The following is a 24,873-nucleotide window of genomic DNA, read 5'->3' as shown; positions in this document are numbered from 1 at the left end:
TCATATCAAACTGAGGGAGTTTAAGAAGAAATGGTAAAATATAGGTTGACTAATTTAATAACATAGTATAAAATTAGGAAAATTTAAAATGTTAAGACACAGAGACTGGGAGTATTAAGGAATGTTTATTGTTTAGAGAACTGTCGATTGGTGAAAGACAGTCAATAATAAATTCCCCAACTCGCCCACGAGTGTTAAGACTGATATGTAGGTCTTAACGGTTGACATCCGTAATCAGTTATAAAGTGGATTTGTTGTAACAGCAAATCAACAAGAGTGGTACCACGAAGGTAAAGCCTATCGTCTCTTATGAGATGTAGGCTTTTTTTGAACAATCGTTTAGACAAGGAGGAATATTTTATGGGAACAGTTTATTCATCAATACTTCCAATTCACGAAGAATTTATAAGAAAACAACGAATTTTTTTTGTTGGTTCAGCACCTTTATCAGCAGACGGGCAGGTTAACATTTCCCCAAAAGGTCATGATGTACTGTCGATATTTTCACCAACTGAGGTCGCTTATTTAGATTTAACTGGTAGTGGAAATGAAACAAGTGCACATTTAAAGGATAACGGTAGAATAACGTTTATGTTCTTAGCTTTTGAAGGTCCCCCGATGATATTACGCCTTTATGGAAGAGGTAAAGTGGTATTACCAGGTACCTCTGAATGGGATGAAATGGCTAATCATTTTGACATCCTTCCTGGTGCAAGGCAAATTATTTATGCAAAGATTGAAACAGTAAAAACGTCATGTGGATTTAGTGTACCATATTATTCATACAGTGGTGATCGAGATACGCTTCAACAGTGGGCTACCAATAAAAGCGAACAAGAGTTAGAAGAATATCGTAAAAAGAAAAATTCTATAAGTATGGATGGGATAGTTACACCAATAGGAGAAAGTATAGCTAACTTTAATAAAGTGTAAATAGTTCTTGTTGATTTAACGGGTGCTTTAGTGTAATAAAGGGTTGCTTTTGCAGCCTTTTTTTCTTGTTCCACTATCCTGAAAATAAAAACTGCAGTGGGGGATTTTAGGCAATACGAAACTAGACCCATTAAAATCCGTTAAAAATTTTGCTGTACTAACGTGGGCTCAAGTTAATGATGTGATCGCTGCGTCGGTCTTTTTCTTGCTATTGTAATGTTAAACACAATGCTAAAAAGGGTGTTAATAGGGTGCTCATTCGATTGTTATTTTAACTTTATTTCTTATTTTGCATGTCAAAACGGAACTCGTAAGGCTACAAGAGTAGCTCTTTTTTATTTTGAAGGTAAATTTGTGAAGAGATTCACACTAACGGGTGCTTTACTTGAATGAGTTAAATTTAGGACCTAAATTGGTCCTATTTATTTTTGTGTATTTACAGATCGTTTGTTCGCATATAATGATTACGAGGTGAGTTATATGGCAATACGAGACCGCGGTAAAAAGAAATGGCAGTTTGCGTTTGGAATGCCGGAGTTAATTAAGGCACAGCGAGAGCTATGGACCGACCAGGAGCGAATTATAAAGCCAATGATTGATGAATACGAGAAGGAAGAGTTTGACCAACGTATCTGCTATGCGATGGAGTACAACCTGTCGATAAAGATAACGATATGGTCTAACGGCTTTACATCAGATATAACCGGTCGCATTCATAACGTAGATCCCATATCGTACCAACTTCGGATTGAACTACTGGGAGGCGAGTTTCGGCGGATTAATTTCGAGGATGTTATAGGAGTGTCAGTCGTTGATTAAATGTGGCTCAAATTATCAAACTATAATGAAACCTTTTTCTGGAAAAATTCGTATAAAATAAAGCAGATATTAAAAGGGGATGTCTTTCTCAGAACTGGCTGCGATAAAAGGGCAGCCTTTTTGTTAATATGCTAACGGAACAGAATAGTTGTTGAACAAGAAAAACTACCTCGATATTATCAGATTTGAGAAAAAGGATGAAACAAAGGGGTGCAGAAGATGAAAAAAGCAATAAAATGGATTATATTAATCATTGGAGCTTTATTTGGAGCAGTAGCGTGGAATTCCAATGAAAAAGATGAACAATAATGAATTAATCCGCAAACTTTAAAACATTGAATCAGCTTAGTACGAAATACGAATAAAAATGTGACACATCATTATAATCAAGTGAAGCCAAAAGACAAGCTGAGCACCTTTTTTCTTGTTACGCTAACGGGGCAGGTTTGTTTAAAAAGTGTTCACAGTAATTGGTATTTTATTGTATAATTGGAATTATAAAACCATAGGAGGGAAGTATAGGATATTAAATACATTAGTACCTATATCAATATTAGCTGGTCTTGTTGTTTTTGGATTCCTAATGGTTAAGTTAGTTAAATTGTTAAAAAACTAAAGGGAGTAACGGATAGATTGTTCAAAATGAACAGTCTTTTTTACACCTAACATAAAATTTGTGAAGAATTAAACTTAAAGTAACGGGTGCTTTATCTGAAGAGCACTATTAAATGGTTGGTCTACGCAACAATCAATCCTATTCTTAGGAAGTATGGAAAAGCAAATTTATGTATAAAAGCGCCTAAATTGACGCTGTTTTATTTTACATATTAATAAAGAATAAAATAAACAATTACATTTTTGAAGGCGGGATTCATAAACCACCTTCATAAAACTTAATCGCATCCACGTTTTTTATCCATAGTTTTGCTTCTGTCCCATTAGTATTTGCCCTCCAAAGGTTTCTGATGTTATTTGTAATGGTGGTTTTTCTAATCCAAACAATCTTATCAATCGACTTAACGTATAAAGGCTCGTAATCACCATATCCTTTAGGCGGTTCTGTGATTTTTTGTTGTTTATTTGCCTTAGTATCAATGAAATAAAGGGAAGGTATCGGATGTTTGCCAAAATCATTGGACCATTCTGCTTCCTTGCTTCTTGACGAAACAATTGCGTTGTCAGTAATCCAATCGAAATTAAGATCAATGTAGTTTTCTGGTGTGAATTTTGTTGATGCAGGCATACCTCTATTTTTAAATCCTTATTCTTAAACCCAAAAACAATTCTTCCGCCGCCGGCAATATAGGCAATGGTATCGTTTGAGGGAGCCCATTTTGGTTGTCCAACCTGAAGAATAAGTTCATCTAATACCTTAAAATTCTTGCCGTCACTTGATATGACACATAGCATATTACTATCCATTGAACAGGAAGCTGTGGGTGAAACGATAAATGAAATCCACTTTCTACTTGGTGAATAGTTAAGATCGTATACATATACCGCAATGATTTTGTTATTCTTATTTGTTCCAATTTCTCTTGGAAGGGTAAAAAAATGATCAACCCCGTCAAATAGGACAACATCTTTATAGTTATCCCCGACTTTTTTCAAGAAAAGAATGGCACTTGTCCAGCCGTCCGGTCGAAGAGTGCCTGCTGCTGAAAGCAAAAACCCGTTCCCATCTGGCAGCCATGTATAACCATGAACGCCGGTTGCGATATTATAGAACCGTGTGAAATCAGATATATTTAATATACCTTCTTGATTAAAGGCAATTATATTTTTCTTTGGTGACCATGATGGGTCATTTCCATCATAAAATATTTTCTTTTTTTCTCCTGTTTGAATTTTGTAAGCCCAAATCTCATGCTGAAATTCATTATCCTTATGTTCTGCTAGCGCTTCGTTTCGATACAACAGCCATTGTCCGTCTTTTGACCATTTTGGTTGACCGAAGACTCTCCCAGTGGTTGTGATTTGTTTTTCCTTGTTGTTGATAAACGTCCAAAGATTCCCGTCCCTGATAAAAGCTGCTTTGACATCTTTATCATTCTCCGCAAACGAAGGTATTGGATAAAGTAACAACATAAAAAATGTTATCAGTAGAACCCTTTTCATCGTGCAGGATCCCTCCAAGAAATAGCGCTGTCGTCATTTTGGTGGAAACATCGAATTTACGACCTTTACTAAATCACTTTTAGATGGTTTATAATTGGTACTGTCACCGATCAACTTTACGTTGTACTGGATATTATCGATTAACAAGATTAATTCATATCCCTCGGGTAATTCCCCGATAAAACCTTTGTAGCCTTTGTGAAGCGTTATTGGTTTATACATGTTCCCTTTCGGCAAAATGATTTCGCCTGCGGTTGGCTCTGCTTGTATTTTCACTACACAGGGCGTTTTCACATTCTTATAATATAAAGTAATTTTCTCGCCAGAAATCTTCCCGCTCACATCCGTAATCTTAAAGGGAAAATAACCAGGTCCATATATTTGTTTATTAAATTTTTCTTTGTATTCTTTCGTCAGGATGAGTTCGTTCATTAGCGGATTGGCTTCATCTGATATGACTTTAATTTTAGAGATCCTGTCACTTTTCATAGATACTTCCCATATGAAGGCAATTCTTTGACATCCCCCTATACAATCATCAAAAGAATCATCTCTAAAACTCCCAATTATGACATACGTGTTTTTACGCGGGGAAGGTAGGGTTTCAAGACCGTTGATTGGGGTATTTTCTCTGATTTCAGGGATTTTAACAGAAGGATCGATCAAAGAATTTAGCTTTGATTCGTCTTTGTCATGCAATGCCCTAGCAAAATGACGAAAAAATTCTCCTCTATAATTAGTTGATTCAGCTTTTATGAATTGCGGCGCAACAAAAGAAAATACAACAAGTAAAGATAAGATTAATATCTTTATTTTCACATCTATCATCTCCTAACTTTAGTGTCCCCAATTCTGTTTTTAGTATGTTTTATCTGTTCTTAACAAGATGATTTATAACATTTTCCCGATTGGTACCATGGAAAATATGAATCTGCTTTTATTATGTTGATATGAAAAGTAAGCAGACGGTGATAGTGTCCTCGCTCTTATCAACTGTGAATCTTGGACCTAAATGATTCCGGCAAAAAAATAAGACCCTTGAATCAGCCCTAACAAGTTGTATGAACCCCGTTTAGAATAGTAACATATGTCCCCGTTTTGTAGTTTGTATAATTTCTTACAGATGATTAGACCCTTCCTTTTTCACCTCTCACCATTTTCTGAAGCAGAATTATTTCTATAATCTAAGACTTTTGTTGTATTCAAATATCTAGTTTGAAAAGTTATTATATGAGGATGTAATAATTTCAAAAGCGGTGTTCGTGGTCTTGTTTTTCCACGTAACATCAAGTTTTCTATCAATTGTGGTGCTAAAAAATTATCGTAAAAAGAGAGAGGGTATATTAGAATGTCTTTTGGTTCATTTGTCATGGCTTTTTCAATGGCGGGGATAGACTATGACATGTTAAAAAATTTAGGAATTTCTATAGGTATTTTGGTTTTATTTATTCTTTTTAGAAACTTATTTACAAAGTATGTGTTTCAGTTGATTTTAAAATTGTCTAGAAAAACACCGACTGATTTTTTCACAAAAATTTGTTTAGGGTTTGAACGTCCTTTAGGATGGTTCTTTATTATTGTAGGTTTGTATTTAGCAATGGATTATTTCCCATTTATAGAACAACATAATGCGTTATTTTTAAAATTTTTACGTTCCATGGTGATTGTTTTAATTACATGGGGATTGTTTAATTTGTCATCTCCTACTACGGGGATCTTAATAAGTGTTAATCAAAAGATCAATAATAAGATTGATTTAATTCTTTTACCGTTTATATCAAGAACGATCCGTGTCATCATTATTGCAATCAGTATAAGCATTATTGGCCAGGAATTTGATTATGATGTAAATGGATTGGTGGCGGGCCTTGGGTTAGGGGGTCTGGCATTTGCTTTAGCTGCAAAAGAAGCGGTTGGAAATCTAATTGGTGGAATCGTGATTGTAACAGAAAAACCTTTTTCCATTGGAGATTGGATTTTAACACCTAGCGTCGAAGGTATAGTAGAAGATATTAATTTCAGAAGTACTAAAATTCGCACTTTTAGTCAAGCTCTAGTTACAGTTCCCAATGCGACACTTGCAAACGAAGCCATTACCAATTGGAGTCGTATGGGGAAAAGACGAATCTCTTTCCACCTAGGACTTAACTATCAAACCACTAAAGACCAAATTCAAAGAGTCGTTAAACGGATTGAACAGTTGTTGAGAACTCATGAAGAGATCCATCCGGATACGATTATGGTCGCATTCGATCATTATAATGAGAGTAGTCTCGATATTCTTATATATTTTTTCACGAATTCTACTGTTTGGGCAGAACACGTTAAAATTAAACATGAAATCAATTTAGAAATCATGGGGATATTAGAGGAAGAGGGAGTGGAAGTTGCTTTTCCAAGTCGAACCATTTACGTCACTCCACAATCAAATGAATTATTACAAACAATGGGTTCTTTTGATTGAAATTAGTTTAGTTGTTCCAAAGTAAAACAAAGTTTTTGAGTTTTGCCAACTCGAAACAAAAAAATATAACCAGAAAAGGATTAATCTCCCCTGAGTGGAATGATTCCTTTTTTTGAACTGATTATAAGTCAACTTTTTTATATGATTCAGATGCTAGATATTCATTTGTTTTTTCTTTAGCAAATTGGAAGGCATCAATTTCAGTCGTTCGTTCTAGATAAGGTAATTTTTTATCCCATTCAAAATGATGTCTAAAATCAGGATTGAAGTCTTGCATAACATGACGAAATTCATGAAAAAGAGTCTCAATTAATGGGATATATTCACTGAAGCGAAAAATAAAGATAATCTTTAATTCTCTCCAATAAATACCTGAAGCGAATCGTAAATATTCATCTTCTTCATCCCCTAAGTCACAAATGATTTTATTCGCTTGACGAATAGAACAAAAAATAACTGGAATATTAAAATTTGAGTCTAAGTATTTAAAAATAGTATTGTATAATGTATTGATGTCCCAATAAAATTCATCATCCAGCACATACCAATTTTTATATTGGTGAAAAATAATGCGTTTTTGTAGAACTTGACTTAAAGACATGCATAAAAACCTCCAATACATTTTTATCAATTATTCTTATATTAAAAACATTTTTCCTGAGAGTAGACTTAAAACCACAATAGGCTTCAATCTATTGTGGTTTTAAGATTTTTCGTAAACTTTAGTCTCATCATTTACAAAATTTATAAAATTTAAACGCAATGCTTAATGAAAAAAAATCCTCCTAAATTTTCTTCCTCTTTTTACATATTAGTATTTTTAATGTGGTTGAATTGACAAATTCTAATGATGACGCGATTCCAATGTTCCGAAGAAACAGTAAATATGTCGAACTAGGTTGGATAGATTTATTCCTGTAATAATATATTTATACTATTTTTAAAAATACTTTATACCTCTGATATCTAGTTTTTTTAAATACTATTTTTTCTCAATGATAACGAATAAAACACCAGTAAGAATTAGCATGGAGCTTATCCAAAACGTTACACCTATATTCTCCAGTCAGGTTATAAAAATTACGATTTTAATTTGATATTCATCCCACTTAATAAAATCAACCCAATTCATTACAGTAGGTTGGCCTAATGTCTGGCAGCCTGTTAGGACAAACATTACTAAAATACAGACTTATTGATTTCCTTATTTTCCCACATCGATGATATAGACGAATTCTAAAACTTTTGGTTTCGATTTTTCAAAACATGGATTATAGGAAAAGAAATAAAATATAATAAGTTAAAAGAAAAATAGGTGGGATAAAATGATGAAAAAAATTGCTTATTTGTTCGCGATGATAATAGCTGCAATCAGTTTAGCCGCTTGCAACCAACAACAAGATGTGGTGAAAGAAAAACCACCTGTAACTGAACCAAAGGGAGAAAATCCATCCAAACCTGAAGAGCCTGTTACACCTGAACCAGAGCAAAAAGTGTATCAAAATGAAGTGTTTAAAGATGTTGTCGTCACGGAAACTTTAGATACACTCACAATAACCGGAAAAGCTCAAGTATTTGAAGGGGTGTTTCAATATGCTCTTTACGATGGAGAGAAAGTGGTCAAAGAAAGTAATTACCAAACAGCGGGTGCACCTGCCTGGGGGGAATTTGAAATTACTTTCGAAAAAGGGTTAGTATCTTCTAATAATGCTAAATTTGAATTATTTGTTTACTCAGCAAAAGATGGATCAAAAATAAATACGTTAGAAATCCCAATTTCAAAGCCTTAATTACCTAAATGTAAGTATTTTAGAAAACCTCATCATAACTGAACACTTTTTTCAATTGAACTATTTGGCATGCAAATTACCTAAAATGTATTTTGTTTTTTTGAAAAGAAGGAAAGACACGGCATGGTCAAGAATAGGAATAGGTGAATATGAACAGAGGTGAATTGAATGCTAATAAAGGAAGAATTGATTGAAATAAAAGCACTTCAAGAGGTTTGTGAAAAAGAGGGAGGATTTCAGCTCAAGCTGAATTTTGATATGCTTGAAAATCGAATCGGGAATAAAAAGGAAGACTTCTTCCATTATGAAGATGGCAGGCTTGTCGGTTTTCTTGGATGCTATGGTTTTGGAGAGAAAGTGGAGCTTTGCGGGATGGTGCACCCGGATTATCGAAGGAAAGGGTTATTTTCTAAGTTGCTGGAAATGGGACTTGGAGAAGCGAAAAAACGTTTTATCACTGTTCTGTTAAATGCTCCAACAGACTCACTATCTGCCAAGCAGTTTTTAAAGAATATTCCGTGTGTATTTTCGTTTGCAGAATATCAAGCAGGAAACTGAATTGTCTGTGGATCCCAATATAACCTTAAGGAAGTCCTTTACAAATGAGGATTGGGAAGCAGAAATTCGACTCGAAGTCTTGGGATTTGGATTGAATGAAAATGCAGCAAGGGAGTTTAATCAGTTGATTCGGGAGAACAGCAGGGATTCACGTTTACTTATTGAAGTAGAAGGAAAAACTTCTGGAAAAATGCGTGTTTCCGAATCCAATGGAGAAGCATGGATTTATGGTTTTGCTGTTTTTCCAGAGCTTCAGGGAAAAGGGATTGGGAGAAACGCTTTATCAAGAGTGGTAAAAATGGAACATCAAAAAGGGCTGCCTATTTTTCTAGAGGTTGAGGCCAAAAATTCCCATGCCCTTAGGCTCTATGAATCATGTGGATTTAGAAGTTACCATTCCCAGGATTACTATAAATATCTTGATTAATTTCAAGTACTGTGAGGGAGTAGCTTGGCGATTGCCAAGCTATTTTTTTAATAAGGTATTAAATAGAGCCAAAATCATAAAAAATCTTAGGTCCTTTTAACTGGAAGTTGAATATGGAAGGTTGTGCCTTTTCCAACCACACTTTGTACCGAAATATTTCCTCCATGCTCATGTACCGTTGTAAACACTTGAGTCAATCCAAGTCCTGTTCCATCTGGTTTACTAAAATAAAAAGGTGTTCCTAATAGGACCAACTTTTCTTCAGGAATACCTTGACCTGTATCACTCACCTTAATATGGATCCATCCGCCATGATAATAATGTTCAATTTTAATTTTACCATCGTCAATTATTGCTTTAATTGCATTCTTGATCAGATTGAAAAAAGATTTTAAGAGTAAATTTTTCTTTCCATAAAATCTCTTATCAGAATCCTTTAAGTCCATTTCAACCTCAACGGAATATAGTTTTTCTTGGAATAAAAGCAAGATAGAATTTAACTCTTTACATACGTCAATCAATATAAGAGGTTCATCTTGTAAGTCGGGTTTGGATACCTGCAATAAATTTTGTAGTGTTTGAAATGCTTTTTCTAATTCGCTTTCCATCGTATCTAAATAAGGATGATTATTAGATTCTTTAATTAATTGTAAAAATCCCTTTACTGCCGTTAAGGGGTTTTTAACTTCATGAACAATCCCAGCTGCTAATTGACCAAGTGAAGCTAATTTTTCTCGATCCTTCAACCGTTTCTCTGCAATTTTCCTCTTGGTAATGTCTTGAATAATAACCTGAGCCAATACATTATTTTCAAAATAAAACGGTATGGTCATTATTTCAACCTCTGCAACTTCCCCATGATTTTTAATAATTTTTATATCCATTTCTTTAATGATTTCTTGTTTTTCGATAACCCTGGTTAATCCTTCATAGAACATATCATGAAGATCGGGAGGAAGGAATTGGCTTATTTTTTTATTTATTTAATATTTGATCTGGAGATGTAAGATTTAATAAGCGTAAACCAGCCAGGTTACAGTAGAGGATCGTTCGATCTTCACAAACAATCAATATCGAGTTAAGGGAATTCTCTACTAATTGGTGAAAGTCTAAATTATCTATTGTTAGATTCAATTAAATCCCCACTTTATATCTCTTTTTGTCAGCAATTAGTTTATCAATAAAGTTGCTAAACTTAAATACCAATTTATGTATTCAATCGTGTAGAAACCGCTAAAAAACAAAATGTTCACAAAATCGACATAATTATTTGAAGGTAGTACAAAATAAAAGTTAAAAGTTAGAGAGAATACCATGCGAGTATGCTTTTTTTTATGCTATTTTATTTCACGTTCCTTTTAAGTTTGCAAAATAAAACGGATTTACTTTGAAAGGATATGTAAAATGAAACATAATTTTGTCATTGTCATTGGTTTGATTGTATTCATGCTTGTTCATCCATTTCCTGCTCAGGCTGCTGGTAATAAACCTAGTAATATTTATTTGGTAAAATCAAGGGATACTTTACCTGGAATAGCAAATAGATATAACACTTCTGTTAATGATCTCAAGGTAACCAATGGATTGCAATCCAATTCATTATTAGTGGGTCAGAAGTTGTGGGTTCCAACCATGTATGAAGTGGTTGCCGGAGATACCCTGAGGGGAATTTCATCAGCCTTTCATTCTACAGTCGACAGTATAAAAGCAAACAATCAACTTTCATCTGAACACCTTTATATCGGGCAAGTATTAAAGATTCCTCCTAAAAAAATGACCATGCAAGGTCAGCATATCCTGATGACGAGGGAGGAATTTAGGGACTGGTTATTTAACGCTAGAATTAATAGGAAGGTAACTATCATTCAACAGCATCACACATGGTTACCGTCATATAAGCATTTTAATGGATCCAATCATTTTAGAATGTTGATGGGGATGGAAAATTTCCATAAGAGAAGAATGGGCTGGAGTAATATCGCTCAAAATATTACCACCTTTCCGGATGGAAAAGTAGCTGTTTCAAGGCCTTTTAACATAGCCCCCGAAGGCACTATTGGGCCCAAGGCTAATAAAACAGGGATTACCATCGAAAATGTTGGCAACTTTGATAAAGGTCATGATGTCATGACTACGGAACAGAAGGAAACTATTGTTTATATTACCGCCATGTTATCTATAAAATTCGGGTTAACTCCTTCCATTGATAGTATCACTTATCATCATTGGTGGAATTTGAGTACGAAGGAAAGAGTGCTAGATAGAGGGCCAGATTATAATGTAAAAACGTGCCCAGGGACTGGATTTTTCGGGGGGAATTCCACAAATAGTGCCAAAAACAATTTTTATCCCCTCGTGTCACGTAAGATGCAAGAAATTTTAGGGTCTAGGCATTAAACACAGTTCTAGGCATTAAACAAAGCTTTCATGACTCATATTCGGAGGCTGGTGGAAGCAGGTAAGATTCTAGGAATCGAGATCCTTGATTCTTAATTGTAAATGCCGATGCCGAATACTACAGCTTGAAAGCAGAAGGTAATATGGAAGATACGATGGAGAGGGGGGATTCTCCCCTTTCTTTGTTTTTTCAGCTAATCAGAATTTATAATCATAAATTCTGAACTCATAAGTGCAACTACGCCACTGTCTTCGCCCTACATGCTCGTCAGTGGCGAGTTTTCTTTATATGCGACAAAAGACTTTTTACTTATCGCTAAAATCTTTTCTTTTTTTTCTTAACCACGTTATGACCGATAAAATAATAGAAAGGAAAAAGAGGAACGCATATAATACCCAAGGATAATCAATGATTACCCTTGACTGCCATGGCCAGAGAAATTTTTCCATTTTTGATTCAACTCCTATTCATCGATCATCCACTTTTTTTCATTTGTGTAATGGATATTTGCTTACGAATGCATGCCACAATTAAAAGAAGAATTGGGAATATAATAAAAGGTAATAATCCTAAATTCCCAATGGCTTTATTAGAAGACCAATGTTCCGAGGTGCTTCTTGATATGTTCATTCCTAAATAAAGGACAATGGCTGCTGTAGGAAGAACGAGTACCCTGCTGTCACGAAGGTACAACAATTGCTGTATTCCTCGAATAACTCCATACATTTGTATCGTCACTTTAAAAAAGGCGGTTCCCATAAAATATAATATTCCCAACGCATCAAGGTTTTCAAGAAAGTCCGCAACAGAAATAACTTTGACTAACCTGTATAAAGGATAGACACTGGTTGAAAAGGTGCCTTCACCAAAGGTAAGAACAGCCAGTGCATCAAAAATTGAAAGAAGAATTCCGTAAGAAACCGTTGCTAAAAGAGTTGTTTTCATAATGCGTTTCGGATTTATCACTAATGTCCAGATCATGGCGAATTCAAGGGTTTCTCCAAATGATTGTTGGATGCCGCTCGGCCATACGGATTTCCAAATACGCCCCCATCCTCCTCCTAAAACCGGCTGCAAATTCTTGATATCGGTTATATCCGAGGCAAATATTAAGATGATCTCAAGGAAAAACAAAACTAAGATGACTGGTAAAATTAATTCTGCAAGCCGAGCTATAACCTCAATCCCACTATATAACGCATAAGTGATAGCAATCATAAATACGCTGAGTATAATCCAACTAGGCGTACCTGGCAAAATGGTGGTTGGGATGAGTTCCTTTATATCACCCAGCGTCCGACTTGAGTTATATAAAAAATGAAGCATATAAAACCAAGCAATTGGAGTGCCGAGCCATTGGCCAAACTGGGCAGGAAACCATTCAACAAGAGTCAATCCCGGCTGAAGTCGCACTAAAATGAGAAACATAATGATGAGGCATGTCCCGATTCCAGTACATATTAAGGTAGCTAGCCAAGCATCACTCCCGGCTACAGAAGCAAATCCAAATATCACCGACGAACCAATCTGAAATATTAAAGTAAGCATAAATAATTGGATGATTGAGATTCTCTCCATGGTTTTTTCACCTTCTAACCCATTTTTTGTTAGCTCATTCAGTATTAACATAAACAAAATTTTTGACTATATCCTCAAATTATTTTTATTTCTGGTTAAAATATGAAAAAGTTTGGAAATTGGAGGTGGTCAGAGGAAATGGGAACAATGAGATGGCAAGGGAAGAAGATTTCAAAATCGAATCAAAGTCAAAAGCAATGGTCATATAACCAGGAGGATAATTCCAACAGCTATCAACTAAAAGGTCATTTTCAGGATGATTTAAAACAGTTGAAAATGATTTTTGAACGATCTTCCGATATTGTTTTCCGTGAATTTCAGCTAGCTGGGATACAAAAAGGAGGTCTTATTTATTTAGATGGCATGGTGGATATACAGATGATTGATTCTGACGTGTTGAAACCATTATTGGATATTAGGAAAGGGACATCTCTTTCTGCAACAATACCATTGAAAAAAATGGACACTATTCTTCAGGATTCAGTCATCTATGTTTCACAGGTGAGTATCGGGACGACGATAAACGAAGTCGTGGATCATATTTTGAATGGGGACACCGTTCTATTATTGGATGGAGTAAATCAAGCCCTTTTTATCAGTGCTCAAGCTTGGGAAACGAGATCCGTCGAAGAGCCAGCGACGGAAGCGGTGATTCGGGGTCCAAGGGAAGGATTCACAGAAAACCTCAGAACCAACACCAGTCTTGTTCGGAGAAGGCTAAAAACGCCTCAACTCAAAATGGAATCCATGACTGTAGGGCGGTTATCAAATACGAAAATAGTCATAACCTATCTAGAGGATATTGTGGAGACATCACTCATAGCCGAGGTCAAGGAAAGAATCAGTCAAATCGATATCGATGCCATTTTAGATAGCGGATATATCGAAGAACTTATTCAGGACAATCCCTTATCCGTTTTCCCCCAAGTAAACAATACAGAACGTCCGGATAAAGTAGCTGCTTATTTATTGGAAGGGAAAATTGGGATTCTCATTGATAATACTCCCTTTGCTCTGCTCGTCCCGGTTAGTTTTTATGAAATGCTCCAATCGAGTGAGGATTACTATCAACATTTTATGGTTGCGACGGTAATCCGATGGCTTCGCTTCTTCATGTTGGCGGGCGCCTTGCTTTTACCTTCTCTTTATATTGCGATCACGTCCTTTCATCAAGAAATGCTTCCCACTACCTTATTACTGAGTGTGACTTCAAGCAGGGAAACTGTTCCTTTTCCAGCCTTAGTGGAAGCTTTAATAATGGAAATCTCATTCGAGGCATTGCGGGAAGCTGGTGTACGATTGCCACGGCCTGTTGGACAGGCGGTTAGTATTGTTGGAGCACTCGTGATTGGACAGGCAGCAGTACAGGCGGGAATTGTTTCCGCTTCAATGGTTATTATCGTTTCTATAACAGGTATATCTTCGTTTATTTTCCCAGTCTTTAGTCAGGGAGTCGCCATTCGTTTGCTCCGTTTTCCCATGATGATTTGTGCTGGGACACTTGGGTTGTACGGCATCTTGGTGGCAAGTTTGATTCTTTTAACTCATATGGCCCGGCTTCGCTCATTCGGTGTTCCTTATTTGTCTCCAGTGGCGCCACTGAATTTCTCCAGTCTTAAAGATACTTATGTACGTGCACCTTGGTGGAAAATGATAGATCGTTCCGATCAGACGGGGAAAAGGAATCGTAAACGAATGAATCATTCAATGCGTCCACGGCCGCCTCAACGGAGAAACTAGCGGATTCGTGGTTCGGAGAGGAAATATTATGAGAAAACTAGGAATTTTAGTCATAAACGGTATGATAATATTCTTGCTGACTGGCTGCTGGAGTCGGGTAGAGATCAATGATATTGCGATAGTAACGGCTACAGCCATTGATAAGATGAGTGACGGTAAAATCCGTGTATCGATCCAAGTTGCAATCCCAAAGCAGCTTGGTCCTGTAGGAGCCGGTGGTACTGGTAGTGAAAAGGAAACGACTATTCTTATTTCAGAGGCGGGGCAAAGCGTGATGGACGCCTACCGGAGACTTCAAGAAAAATTACCGCGTCGCATATTCTTTTCTCATAACAGGATTCTGATAATTGGGGAAAAGGCAGCAAGGGATGGGGTTTATCCAATTTTGGACTTCATTTCGAGAGTAAGAGAGTCACGTATGCGCAGTTTTATTTTATTTTCAAAGGGTGAAGCCGCACCACTTTTGAAACTAACTCCCACCATTGAGCGATACACTGCAGAAACCATTCGGGAAGAGGAGAAAGAAGGGGTTGGAGTAAGGGTCATGATAAAGGACTTTTTCAATGCGCTTACGACTGAAGGCATCTCCCCTGTCGCTGCTCAAGTCGCAATAAAACCAGAAGAAAATGGTGGGAAGTCTAAGCTGACTCCCGCCATTATTGGAACAGCTGTCTTTCGTAAAGATAAATTGGCAGGATGGATCAATGATAAGGATACACGGGGAGTGCTGTGGCTCCGTAATGAGATGGAGAAAGGAAATATCACGATAACGATACCGAGGGAAAAAGGAGGGGGGAAAATCAGTGTTCAGCTAATAAAAGGAAGGGCAAAGGTTAAACCAATCCTTATGCAAAGCAAGGTGAAAATGAACGTAAATATTCTTTCGGAAGTTGAATTGTTTGAAAATAGTTCCAAATTAGATTTAGGCAACCCTAAGGTTTTGCAATATGTTCAAACATTAATGGAAAAAGATGTCGAGGAAAGGTGTCGATTAGCACTCTATAAGGCGCAAATACAGTACCATTCTGATATATTTGGGTTTGGAAATGCTGTGTATCGTTCCCATCCAAGATCATGGAAAGAACAATATAAAAAAAAGTGGACCAAGGAATTTCCTAAACTCGAGGTCAGCGTAAACCCTCACGTTTCCATCGTTAGAACAGGGCTTCTCATAAAGTCCCCAGAAATGAAAGATTGAATGAAATAAATTTAGAACACTGCTATAATTAATTTCGTAACCCAATAAACAATGTTTGAAAAGTAAGGTCAATTATTTTAAAAAAGCGGTTTCCTTAAAAGGGCACCGCTTCTTTTCTTATTATTTTGTATGATTTCCGCTTATTTAGGGGCATCGATCCCCAATAAGACGGCACATCTATGTTTCGCATTGCTACAGCTGAATTGAAGTAAACCAAATTGACAATCATTACCGTATTTTGTATAGTAAGTGGCGAGGATTATGATTGGAGTGAATCATTTGATTTCAAACGCTGAATTACAAAATTTAGATCTTATCGACTTATTAAGTGAGCGTCATAGTTTGGTCCGAAGTATCTCGGAGAAAGCTTGGAACGATCAAAGTGAGATTTATATTTCAAATTCTGAATGGTATATCATGGCTAGGATTTATAAAAAACAGCCTAGCATTTCGTATGTTACAAAAAATGTAGAAATTTCACGTCAGGCGATACATAAGTTTATCCAAAAGCTTTCTGAAAGAGGATTAGTTGAAATCAACAATGTAGAAAACAACAAGAAGGAAAAGTGTATCCAGTTAACAGCTTTAGGAGAAGAATGCTACGAAAAAAACGAGGCCCTTAAAGCCAAACTTGAGAATAAAATTGCAGAAAAAATAGGGACTGAACAAGTAAGTATTCTTAAAGGTATATTAAAGTTAGATTGGAAGATATAAAAAATAGCAAAAAACCCTTGCTTTGTCAATCTATTTGACGAAGTGGGGGTTTTTTCTTTTTCTAAAATAGTCAACTCAGTTGATAATAACTTAATAAAAAATATTGTCAACTGAGTTGACATAGAGAAAAAATTTTTGATATAGTTAACGAACCGTTAGTGTTCGGGGGTGTACTACGGAAATGATCTTTGCTGAAATTGAAATTACGACAATTTTTTTTTAGTAAGAAGGGAAGACGAAGGGGTAAACGAAATTTTAATTAAAGGAGTTTTTATTAGTGAATCAACAAATGAATACAGTTCAGAAACAAAAAATCAAGACTGACACGGGGGTGAAAAAACAATACAAAACAGCTCCGATTATGGCGGCTCTTTTTGTGGCTGGATTTGTCGGGCTTTTTAGTGAAACGGCATTAAATATTGCCTTAGGAGATTTAGCTCAAATATTTAACGTGAGTGCAACGACGATCGGATGGTTAGCAACGGGATATTTCTTAACATTAGGTATTTTAGTACCAGTAACGGGTATTTTGATGCAAAAATTCACAACAAGACAAATGTTTTTGACTGCTATATCACTATCCCTTATCGGGACCATTCTAGCAGCAGTAGCACCTGTATTTAGTCTTTTATTGGTGGCACGTGTTATCCAAGCAGCAGGATTAGCGATTGCTTTACCTTTAACGCAAAATGTTATTTTTACCATCTTCCCACCAAATAAACGAGGCGCTGCGATGGGAATTATGGGCTTAGTTATGTTAGCTGGTCCAGCCTTAGGCCCAACCATTGCAGGGCTTATTTTAGATACATTATCCTGGCACTGGATTTTCTGGGTTACCTTACCTTTCTTACTGTTCTCTCTTATTTTTGGACTCCTTTATTTACCGAATGTGAATGAGATTCGTAAGGTTTCAATAGATACAGTATCTGTTATTCTCTCGACGATTGGTTTCGGTGGGGTCGTTTACGGATTCAGTGTATCTGGTGATGCCGGTTGGACTAGTGCAACCGTTCTTGTGTCCATCATTGTCGGATTAGCAGCACTTATTCTTTTTTCCATTCGTCAAACGAAAATGGAGAATCCGATGCTGAATCTAAGAGCATTTAAGTACCCACTGTTTGTACTTGGTGTCTTTATGAGTTTTATTACGTTCTTTAATATGTTGTCCATGCTTGTCATTTTACCAATGTATATGCAAATGGCTTTATTAATTGCAGCTTTTACAACAGGTCTTATCTTGCTGCCAGGCAGCTTACTAAACTGTGTATTAGCTCCAAGCATTGGTAGTCTATTCGACAAATATGGTCCAAAAGCGGTTATTATACCTGGAACCATTTTAGTAGCGATTGGTTATGCACTCTATGCACAATTTGGCACAGAAACGGCTTTATGGATGGTTGTGGTAACTCATATTTTCATGATGTTGGGTATAGGGGCGGTCCTTGCTTCTGTACAAACAAACACATTAAATTCTCTTCCGAAACAATATTATCCAGATGGAATCGCTATCACTCAAACGATTCAACAGGTAGCTGGCGCTATTGGGATTGCGGTAATGGTATCGATTTTTTCATCCAAAGAAACTAGTTATTTAGCAGCCACTGCCAATGAATTGCCACATGCAGCAGCAGCGGGAACTTCCCTAGTGTTTACCATTAGTTTAGTGTTAGCGATGATTAATGTTGTATTGTCATTATTTATCAAAAAGCCAAATTAATCTAAAGAAAAAACAGTTTCTAATAATTTTAGAAGGGAATTAGGACGGATGCTAAATCATTATAAAAGTATTTTAGTAGCTGTAGACGGTTCAAAAGAAGCGGAATACGCATTTCAAAAATCAATCAATGTTGCAAAGCGCAACAAAAATTCATTTCTAACCATAGTAAACGTAATCAATTCTCGTTCATTCGAAGCATATGACCGTTCAGTTGTTGAGCGTGCACAGATGTCATCAGAGGAACTGTTAAATAGCTATAAGGCTCAAGCTGAGGGCTTAGAATACTTTTGATAAAAATATTTAATAGCTGCAAATGTCAGTTAACCATTCGTAAAAGCGAGCATTTACGAATGGTTAATTTATTTTTAGCAAAAATTGAAGAATAGAACAGGTAGGAGATGGTAAAGAGTATTCCTATTTTCCTGTCTGAACAGTATAATTATTGCCAAACTGTTATTATCCTTTTGAAAATTATTCACATAGTGATGACAACTTTTCCCTGGGCATGACCTTCTTCAAAATACCTGAAAGCCTCGGGCACTTCACTCAACTTATAACGTCTATCAATAACGGGTTTTACTTTACCGGCTTCAAGAAGTTCTTTTATATAAATCAGATCTTTTCGGTTTGGCCTTTGTAAAAAGGTTCCCATTTTCTTATTCCCGATCATTGAAATCCAAGGCCCAAGGACCATTGCTTGAAACATTTGTGCTCCGGAACCCCCGATGTGAACAAATATCCCATTTGGACTTAAAGCACGCTTATAATCTGTCATTCGTTTATGTCCGTTCACCCCAAGAATAAGGTCATAACTCTGCATTTTTTCCGTAAAATCTTCCTTTGTATAGTCAATAACATGGTCAGCTCCAATCGATTGCAAAATGTCTATATTTCTCGTACTACATACGCCTGTTACTTCAGCCCCTAAGGATTTGGCAATCTGTACGGCGAAAGTCCCAACACCACCAGAGGCACCATTAATCAATACCTTCTGTCCCGACTGAATCTTCCCTTTATCCCTTAGACCCTGTAACGCTGTGACACCCGCCATAGGTACCGCAGCAGCTTCCTCAAATGAAAGATTGGCTGGTTTCAAGGCTAATACATTTTCAGGAACAGAAACATATTCGGCAAAACCACCCCAACCACATCCAGATAGGTCTCCGAACACCTCATCGCCTGGTTGAAACTGAGTAACATCTTTGCCAACTGCTTCAATCCGACCTGCGATGTCCCCTCCCGGTATAGGGAATTTTGGTTTCAGAAGACCGAAAGCAAATCGTGCTAAGAACGGCTCTCCTTTCAAAAGTACTAGGTTACCATAATTTACGGATGCAGCATGAATTTTTACCAGTACTTGATTGTCCTCTGGGATAGGTTTTTCCACCTTTGTTAATTCAAGCACATCAGGTGGGCCATATTTGTTAGAAACGATAGCCTTCATAATTAATCCTCCTAATAGCCTTCGAATATTTTTATTAAACTCATTAAATTGATAAATCTCGCTAAAGACCCTCAAATTAAAAGATATTCCAGTAAAAGTTATTCAGACTGGAATCAGTAAAAAAATTAAAACGAAGATTTTCATGGACTTGTCCTTGAAAGGAGGCGGTCGCTTGTTGGAGAGCTGTCTAATGGCCAGAAATTATTTTATAAAAGTGAAGAACTAATATAAACAGCTGTACCCCACATGACAATAGCTGAAATTTTATTTAGGACCACTAGGTAATTTCCTGATTTGTCTATTTTTCCTAGCATTCTTCCTGTTATCCCCAATCCTGCAAACCATACCCACGAAACGAATATACATGCTACAGCAAATGCAACTTTCTCCCAGCCTACATATTTTACGGAACTTGTTCCGATTACACCCACGGTATCCAAAATGGCATGTGGGTTTAGTAGAGACACAGACATTGCAAAAGATATTTGTTTTTTTGGTGAAAAAGAAAATTCTACTTCCTGTACATCTTGAGGTTTTGCCCTCCATACAACAAAACCCATGTAGAGCAAAAATAAACTACCAATTATATAAAGAACTGTTTTTATCCAATAAGAACCAAGTACAACGACTGACACTCCTAAGACCGCTATTGAAATAAGCAAAGTATCACAAATAGCTGCGGTAATAATGACTGGCAGTGCCCTCACGAATTTGGGCTGACTTGCACCTTGATTAAAGACAAAAACATTTTGTACCCCTAATGGTAGGATTAAACCGAATGCTAAGATCATGCCGTGTAAAATTGCTTCTAACATTTTTCTCCCCCTGAAATGTAATAACTGCATTGTATTAGATTTGATTACATTCGTCTCCAACCAATTGGATGGAATATTACCCAACCAATCATTTATAATTAATATAAAAATGATAGGGGAGTTCCTTTTGATAGAAAAAGACTGGATCCTAAACAAATCCTCCTTGATTCCACTCCATCAACAAATCTATGAATTTATGAAGAGAAAAATAATAAACGGTGAATGGACGGTTGGAACTAAAATTCCTACGCAACGAGATTTAGCAAAGAATTTCAATGTGAATCGGAGTACCATTGTTTATGCACTTGATGAGTTATCAGCTGATGGGTTAATCGAATCAAAAGTTGGAAAAGGGACATTTGTGGTCAATAATACGTGGAGTTTACTTGCTTCAACCCCGCCACCTGATTGGAACAGTTACGTTAAGTCGGGATCTTACCGACCCAACAATAAAACAATTCAAGAAATTAATAGAGCAGAAATTAATCCAAACGTAATACGCCTTGGGACGGGAGAACTTTCACCAGAGTTGTTGCCTGTCAAAAAAATGGAAGAAATGTTCAAGAGGCATTCCCCCCATACGTTTTCGTTAGGATACTCGGAACCAAAAGGAAGTCTCTATTTAAGAGAAATGATAAGCAATTATTTAAAAACGAAGAACATAGAAGTTTCCCCTCCATCGATAATGATTGTTTCAGGAGGACTTCAAGCATTGCAATTGATTTCCTTAGGATTATTGCACCGTGATTCAACCATTTTTCTTGAAACGCCTTCTTATCTAAATTCAGTGCACGTATTTCAATCAGCAAGAATGAACTTACTTGGAATTCCCATGGATGATGAAGGGATTAGACCCGAGTCGATTGGGAGGTTAAAAAAGCAGCATAATGGTGCTTTACTTTACACCATTCCAACTTTCCATAATCCCACGGGGATTTTAATGTCAGCAAATAGAAGAAAGGAGTTGTTGGATGTTTGTAAGAATGAAAAGCTGCCAATTATTGAGGATGATGTCTACGGAGATTTATGGTTTGAGAACCCGCCACCGAATCCATTAAAATCCATTGATGGTCAAGGACTTATCTTATACATAGGGAGTATGTCTAAAACTCTGAGTCCTGGTATACGAATTGGTTGGATCGTTGGACCAGAACCAGTGATAGATCGGTTAGCTGATATAAAAATGCAAACTGATTATGGCTCAAGTTCTTTATCTCAATTCATCGTCGCAGAGTGGCTATCAAGTGGTTTATACGATGATCATGTAAAGAAGATAAGGACAGAACTCAAATTCCGTAGAGATTTCACCCTTGAAATACTAAATACACATTTTATGCAATTAGCCACATGGAATATCCCACAGGGTGGTTTTTATATTTGGCTGCAAATCAAAAAACAAATTTCAATTAGAAAATTATTTGAAAAAGCACTAAACGAGGGGATTTTACTAAACCCAGGAAATATTTACGACAGTAATAATCACTTTCATCTTCGTTTGTCCTATGCCTATGCATCACTGCACGAATTAAAAAAGGGATTATTAAGACTTTCGGAACTGATTGAAGAAATCTCCAATTAGGCTAATGGGTGCTCGAATTCAAAAAGGGTTGCTGCGGCGATCCTTTTTCTTATTCGAAGGTGGCAGGTTACTTGAATAAGCAAAATATCTTCGAAATGTGGAGCAAGCTAATATCATTTTTAAATATTAAGATTATGTAAATATATGTAAATTTTTATTCTTGTCCAATTCGATATTTAATGTTCTGACATACGATGTTCTATCTAATAATTAAGGTGGTGATATATTATGTCAGATGGTTATGGCGTTAATTTTGCTTTATTCGTGGTGCTTTTCATCCTTTTAATTATTGTCGGTATATCTTTTCGTTAAATACTAGTTTTAAATAAACCAAATTAAGCCGAACTTTTATAATTGTTCGAGCTATAGGCTCTCAAGGAGGAATGAGTAAAAACATGGAAATTGAAGTCACAATCATCATGCCTTCATATAACCGCTATCCCCTTAATCTGCTTAGCCTTTATGCATTGGAGAAACAGTGCTTTGATTTATCCAAAATGGAAGTGATATTGATTGATGACGCCTCTACCGACCAGACCCCAAAAATTAAGGGATACTGTCCTCCCTACCATTTTCAATATATTCGCAATAGTACCAATGTTGGTGTTGCTGCTTCAAGAAATATTGGACTTAGGCATGCGAGGGGAGAGATTATTATCATTTTGGATGCAGAAACCATCGTTTCCCCTAACTATGTTACCCTTAACCGCCAGCATCATCTAACTCACGAGAAATCCGTTGTTATTGCAGGAAGCAAGCGGGGGCGCATTTATACTTTTTTATCCCCGGATTTTACTAATAATCAAATCAACGCGATTTATAAGTGGAGCGAAAAAAATTCTCTCTTCAACCAACGCCTTAAAGAGGTGGTATCGCAAGAACAGACACTTAGTAGCTTAACGACTCATATCAGGCTTTTACAAGAGCCCCAACAAGTGGTTAATAGAGAGGATATTGACGTTATAAAAAATTTATACTCGATGGTAAAATACAGAAGTTATGCTCATCATTTATTAAAATACCTTAGGGAACATTTTTATAGCAGCCCATTGCGTTGGATGGCTTGCTTAGGTTTTCTTTCTATTAAAAGAAGTTTTATGGAGCAAGTCGGCGGCTATGAAGAGAATTTCAAAGGATGGGGACCCGAGGATGCTGAGTTTGCTTATAGATTATATAAGGCCAATGCTAATTTTATTATCGAAGATGATTTAGAAACTTTTCATCAAGAACATCCGCCGTCGAAAACGAAGAAGGAAGATATGAACTTAAATCGTCTGTTGTTTCAACTAAAGCACCCTGTTCTTGATGTATCCATTAGAGCCCTGCACTCTATTCATCCGACGGATTATGGACTCATGGAAAAGATTATATTAGAACATCAATCCCTTACTGCAAGCTTTCCCGATGAGTTTCATGAATTTAACCAAGCAATCATAACATTACTTCATCAAATTCGTATAAATATTGCAGAAAACCGCCCCCCTGTTAACCTAGTTCAAAATACCGGGTTCGGCGACGACTCGATTGCAATGGAACGTATCCTGATCGAGAGAGATCACATACAATCCTGTGGTAAATACAATCATCTCGTATGGTTGTTCGATAAACTGAATACGATCTAAAGATGAGTGGAGCAGGTCTTCCATATAGGGGAAGAGGCAATTTTACTGAGAAATCTGGTGCCGACTAGGATAGGTTGACTGTCAGATAAATGTTGGTCTTTCTATTTCAGTCTGCTAACCTCTTCACGTATATCATGCTTCCATTCTTGGAGGCTTTTTCTTATTGTGGGTAATTTATCTGGAAAATTGAATAAGACATATAAAGGCAGGTAAAACAATTGTTAAATGTTTTTTGCATACTTCGTATGTGACATGCGCCCATTTCATACATATAAACTAAAGGGATTTCAGTTTAATCATGTGTTTTTCATAACGATAATTGACACTAACCATAGAAAAGGCCGAAGTAGTTACCATTCATCAGTATGACGCACCTGCTGTAAGAAAACCTATGCAATTGGGGACGGGTAAATAAAAAAACAGGAGGGGCAGTGTATGAAATTCACGATACAGTATATACCACTGGACAAAATCAAACCTGATTTATCGTTGAAAATTACTGAGCATATTAAGAAACTGCAGAGATTAATGTGGGACTGCATGTTTGTTTTGGTTGTCAAAAAAAATCGGAAGGATGACAATTACATCATTGTTAGCGGGCAAGATCGATTTGAATCCCTTAAAAAACACACTAAAAATATTTATGCGCCATGTATTGTCGATAAAAGTAACAGTTCGACCGGAATGAAAACGTGGCTTCAGCGGTTACGGAACAAACAACCCCTAGATGACTTTCCGTTAATGCCGACCAGCTGGTCAATCGTACGCTCCTTTTTGAAACAAGAACCCCGTTTTAAACATCTCTCCCGATCCGAACAGATAAGAGTGCTACTTATAGCAGTTCGGTACAAAAAAACCGTGATTTATTCAATGAAAACGACAATAAATGAAATTCTAAGAAGTAAAAAGTAATTCATCATTTAAACTCAGTTGAAAAAAGAAAGTTAAGGACAGCCCGA

The 24,873-nt window shown here is 36.5% G+C and carries 23 protein-coding genes, 1 pseudogene and 1 other annotated feature; of the genes and pseudogenes, 16 read left to right on the top strand and 8 right to left on the bottom strand.

Annotated features, from left to right (window positions below; translation table 11 throughout):
• Positions 1-92: 92 nt before the first annotated feature.
• Positions 93-311, top strand: a binding site (T-box leader).
• A 49-nt stretch (positions 312-360) separates the two neighbouring features.
• Entirely contained in the window at positions 361-933 is a 573-nt protein-coding gene (locus tag J7E67_RS28805) for a pyridoxamine 5'-phosphate oxidase family protein (RefSeq protein ID WP_214733326.1), read from the top strand.
• A gap of 480 nt (positions 934-1,413) precedes the next feature.
• Positions 1,414-1,752 (top strand): YolD-like family protein, encoded by a 339-nt coding sequence (locus tag J7E67_RS28800; protein ID WP_214711921.1) that lies wholly within the window; start codon positions 1,414-1,416, stop codon positions 1,750-1,752.
• Between the two features lie 912 nt (positions 1,753-2,664).
• Here the strand turns inward: J7E67_RS28800 and J7E67_RS28795 are convergent.
• Both J7E67_RS28795 and J7E67_RS28790 read right to left on the bottom strand, forming a co-directional pair.
• The gene (locus J7E67_RS28795) at positions 2,665-3,870 is read right to left on the bottom strand and encodes a TolB family protein (protein WP_251027075.1); all 1,206 of its coding nucleotides are present in this window, start codon (positions 3,868-3,870) and stop codon (positions 2,665-2,667) included.
• A 33-nt stretch (positions 3,871-3,903) separates the two neighbouring features.
• A complete protein-coding gene (locus J7E67_RS28790; protein WP_214711922.1) occupies positions 3,904-4,689 on the bottom strand; it encodes a hypothetical protein in 786 nt (261 codons plus the stop codon).
• 583 nt (positions 4,690-5,272) lie between these two features.
• On the opposite strand from J7E67_RS28790, the gene J7E67_RS28785 reads away from it, so the two are divergent.
• The gene (locus J7E67_RS28785; protein WP_251027074.1) at positions 5,273-6,334 is read left to right on the top strand and encodes a mechanosensitive ion channel family protein; all 1,062 of its coding nucleotides are present in this window, start codon (positions 5,273-5,275) and stop codon (positions 6,332-6,334) included.
• Positions 6,335-6,455: 121 nt separating this feature from the next.
• Here the strand turns inward: J7E67_RS28785 and J7E67_RS28780 are convergent, their stop codons facing one another.
• Entirely contained in the window at positions 6,456-6,935 is a 480-nt protein-coding gene (locus tag J7E67_RS28780; RefSeq protein WP_214733325.1) for a DUF3920 family protein, read from the bottom strand.
• Between the two features lie 724 nt (positions 6,936-7,659).
• Between J7E67_RS28780 and J7E67_RS28775 the strand changes: the two genes are divergently transcribed.
• The 3 genes from J7E67_RS28775 to J7E67_RS31690 all read left to right on the top strand — a co-directional run bounded on the left by J7E67_RS28775 (position 7,660) and on the right by J7E67_RS31690 (position 9,109).
• Positions 7,660-8,124 carry a Gmad2 immunoglobulin-like domain-containing protein gene (locus J7E67_RS28775; RefSeq protein WP_214711924.1) on the top strand — a complete coding sequence of 155 codons (465 nt, stop codon included), beginning with the start codon at positions 7,660-7,662 and terminating at the stop codon, positions 8,122-8,124.
• 168 nt (positions 8,125-8,292) lie between these two features.
• A complete protein-coding gene (locus J7E67_RS31695; protein WP_251027073.1) occupies positions 8,293-8,682 on the top strand; it encodes a GNAT family N-acetyltransferase in 390 nt (129 codons plus the stop codon).
• A 7-nt stretch (positions 8,683-8,689) separates the two neighbouring features.
• Positions 8,690-9,109, top strand: a complete 420-nt coding sequence (locus tag J7E67_RS31690) for a GNAT family N-acetyltransferase (RefSeq protein WP_308160345.1) — start codon at positions 8,690-8,692, stop codon at positions 9,107-9,109.
• An 86-nt stretch (positions 9,110-9,195) separates the two neighbouring features.
• Here J7E67_RS31690 and J7E67_RS28765 read toward each other — a convergent pair whose 3' ends face one another.
• Both J7E67_RS28765 and J7E67_RS32480 read right to left on the bottom strand, forming a co-directional pair.
• Positions 9,196-10,047: a two-component system sensor histidine kinase NtrB gene (locus J7E67_RS28765; protein WP_251027071.1), complete on the bottom strand. Its 852-nt coding sequence runs from the start codon at positions 10,045-10,047 to the stop codon at positions 9,196-9,198.
• A gap of 37 nt (positions 10,048-10,084) precedes the next feature.
• Complete coding sequence (locus J7E67_RS32480) at positions 10,085-10,180, bottom strand: hypothetical protein (RefSeq protein ID WP_374197145.1); 96 nt, start codon at positions 10,178-10,180, stop codon at positions 10,085-10,087.
• A 333-nt stretch (positions 10,181-10,513) separates the two neighbouring features.
• Here J7E67_RS32480 and J7E67_RS28760 point away from each other — a divergent pair, with 333 nt between their 5' ends.
• On the top strand, positions 10,514-11,506 hold the full coding sequence (locus tag J7E67_RS28760; protein ID WP_214733324.1) for a peptidoglycan recognition protein family protein: 993 nt from the start codon (positions 10,514-10,516) through the stop codon (positions 11,504-11,506).
• Positions 11,507-11,981: 475 nt separating this feature from the next.
• Here J7E67_RS28760 and J7E67_RS28755 read toward each other — a convergent pair whose 3' ends face one another.
• Positions 11,982-13,085: a GerAB/ArcD/ProY family transporter gene (locus tag J7E67_RS28755; RefSeq protein ID WP_214711926.1), complete on the bottom strand. Its 1,104-nt coding sequence runs from the start codon at positions 13,083-13,085 to the stop codon at positions 11,982-11,984.
• Positions 13,086-13,223: 138 nt separating this feature from the next.
• Here J7E67_RS28755 and J7E67_RS28750 point away from each other — a divergent pair, with 138 nt between their 5' ends.
• The 5 genes and pseudogenes from J7E67_RS28750 to J7E67_RS28730 form a co-directional block, all read left to right on the top strand.
• Positions 13,224-14,825, top strand: coding sequence for a spore germination protein (locus J7E67_RS28750; RefSeq protein WP_214711927.1), 1,602 nt, complete (start codon positions 13,224-13,226; stop codon positions 14,823-14,825).
• 28 nt (positions 14,826-14,853) lie between these two features.
• Positions 14,854-16,023: a Ger(x)C family spore germination protein gene (locus J7E67_RS28745; protein WP_214711928.1), complete on the top strand. Its 1,170-nt coding sequence runs from the start codon at positions 14,854-14,856 to the stop codon at positions 16,021-16,023.
• Positions 16,024-16,284: 261 nt separating this feature from the next.
• Positions 16,285-16,737, top strand: coding sequence for a MarR family winged helix-turn-helix transcriptional regulator (locus J7E67_RS28740; RefSeq protein ID WP_214711929.1), 453 nt, complete (start codon positions 16,285-16,287; stop codon positions 16,735-16,737).
• A 289-nt stretch (positions 16,738-17,026) separates the two neighbouring features.
• On the top strand, positions 17,027-18,454 hold the full coding sequence (locus J7E67_RS28735) for a DHA2 family efflux MFS transporter permease subunit (RefSeq protein ID WP_214711961.1): 1,428 nt from the start codon (positions 17,027-17,029) through the stop codon (positions 18,452-18,454).
• A gap of 48 nt (positions 18,455-18,502) precedes the next feature.
• Positions 18,503-18,727: pseudogene (locus tag J7E67_RS28730) on the top strand (universal stress protein); the annotation flags it as partial.
• Positions 18,728-18,929: 202 nt separating this feature from the next.
• On the opposite strand, the gene J7E67_RS28725 reads toward J7E67_RS28730, so the two are convergent.
• Positions 18,930-19,898 carry an NAD(P)-dependent alcohol dehydrogenase gene (locus tag J7E67_RS28725; protein ID WP_214711931.1) on the bottom strand — a complete coding sequence of 323 codons (969 nt, stop codon included), beginning with the start codon at positions 19,896-19,898 and terminating at the stop codon, positions 18,930-18,932.
• A 206-nt stretch (positions 19,899-20,104) separates the two neighbouring features.
• On the bottom strand, positions 20,105-20,713 hold the full coding sequence (locus tag J7E67_RS28720) for a LysE/ArgO family amino acid transporter (protein WP_214711932.1): 609 nt from the start codon (positions 20,711-20,713) through the stop codon (positions 20,105-20,107).
• A gap of 127 nt (positions 20,714-20,840) precedes the next feature.
• On the opposite strand from J7E67_RS28720, the gene pdxR reads away from it, so the two are divergent.
• From pdxR to J7E67_RS28700, 4 genes are all read left to right on the top strand, one after another.
• Positions 20,841-22,292: a MocR-like pyridoxine biosynthesis transcription factor PdxR gene (gene pdxR / locus J7E67_RS28715; RefSeq protein ID WP_251027070.1), complete on the top strand. Its 1,452-nt coding sequence runs from the start codon at positions 20,841-20,843 to the stop codon at positions 22,290-22,292.
• A 228-nt stretch (positions 22,293-22,520) separates the two neighbouring features.
• Positions 22,521-22,604: a YjcZ family sporulation protein gene (locus tag J7E67_RS28710; RefSeq protein WP_088087823.1), complete on the top strand. Its 84-nt coding sequence runs from the start codon at positions 22,521-22,523 to the stop codon at positions 22,602-22,604.
• A 71-nt stretch (positions 22,605-22,675) separates the two neighbouring features.
• The gene (locus J7E67_RS28705; protein ID WP_214733323.1) at positions 22,676-23,914 is read left to right on the top strand and encodes a glycosyltransferase family 2 protein; all 1,239 of its coding nucleotides are present in this window, start codon (positions 22,676-22,678) and stop codon (positions 23,912-23,914) included.
• A 435-nt stretch (positions 23,915-24,349) separates the two neighbouring features.
• Positions 24,350-24,826 (top strand): hypothetical protein, encoded by a 477-nt coding sequence (locus tag J7E67_RS28700; RefSeq protein WP_214711936.1) that lies wholly within the window; start codon positions 24,350-24,352, stop codon positions 24,824-24,826.
• Positions 24,827-24,873: the final 47 nt, after the last annotated feature.

The sequence above is a fragment of the Bacillus sp. ISL-46 genome (genome assembly GCF_018613205.1).
This window is presented reverse-complemented; position numbering and strand designations above follow the sequence as displayed.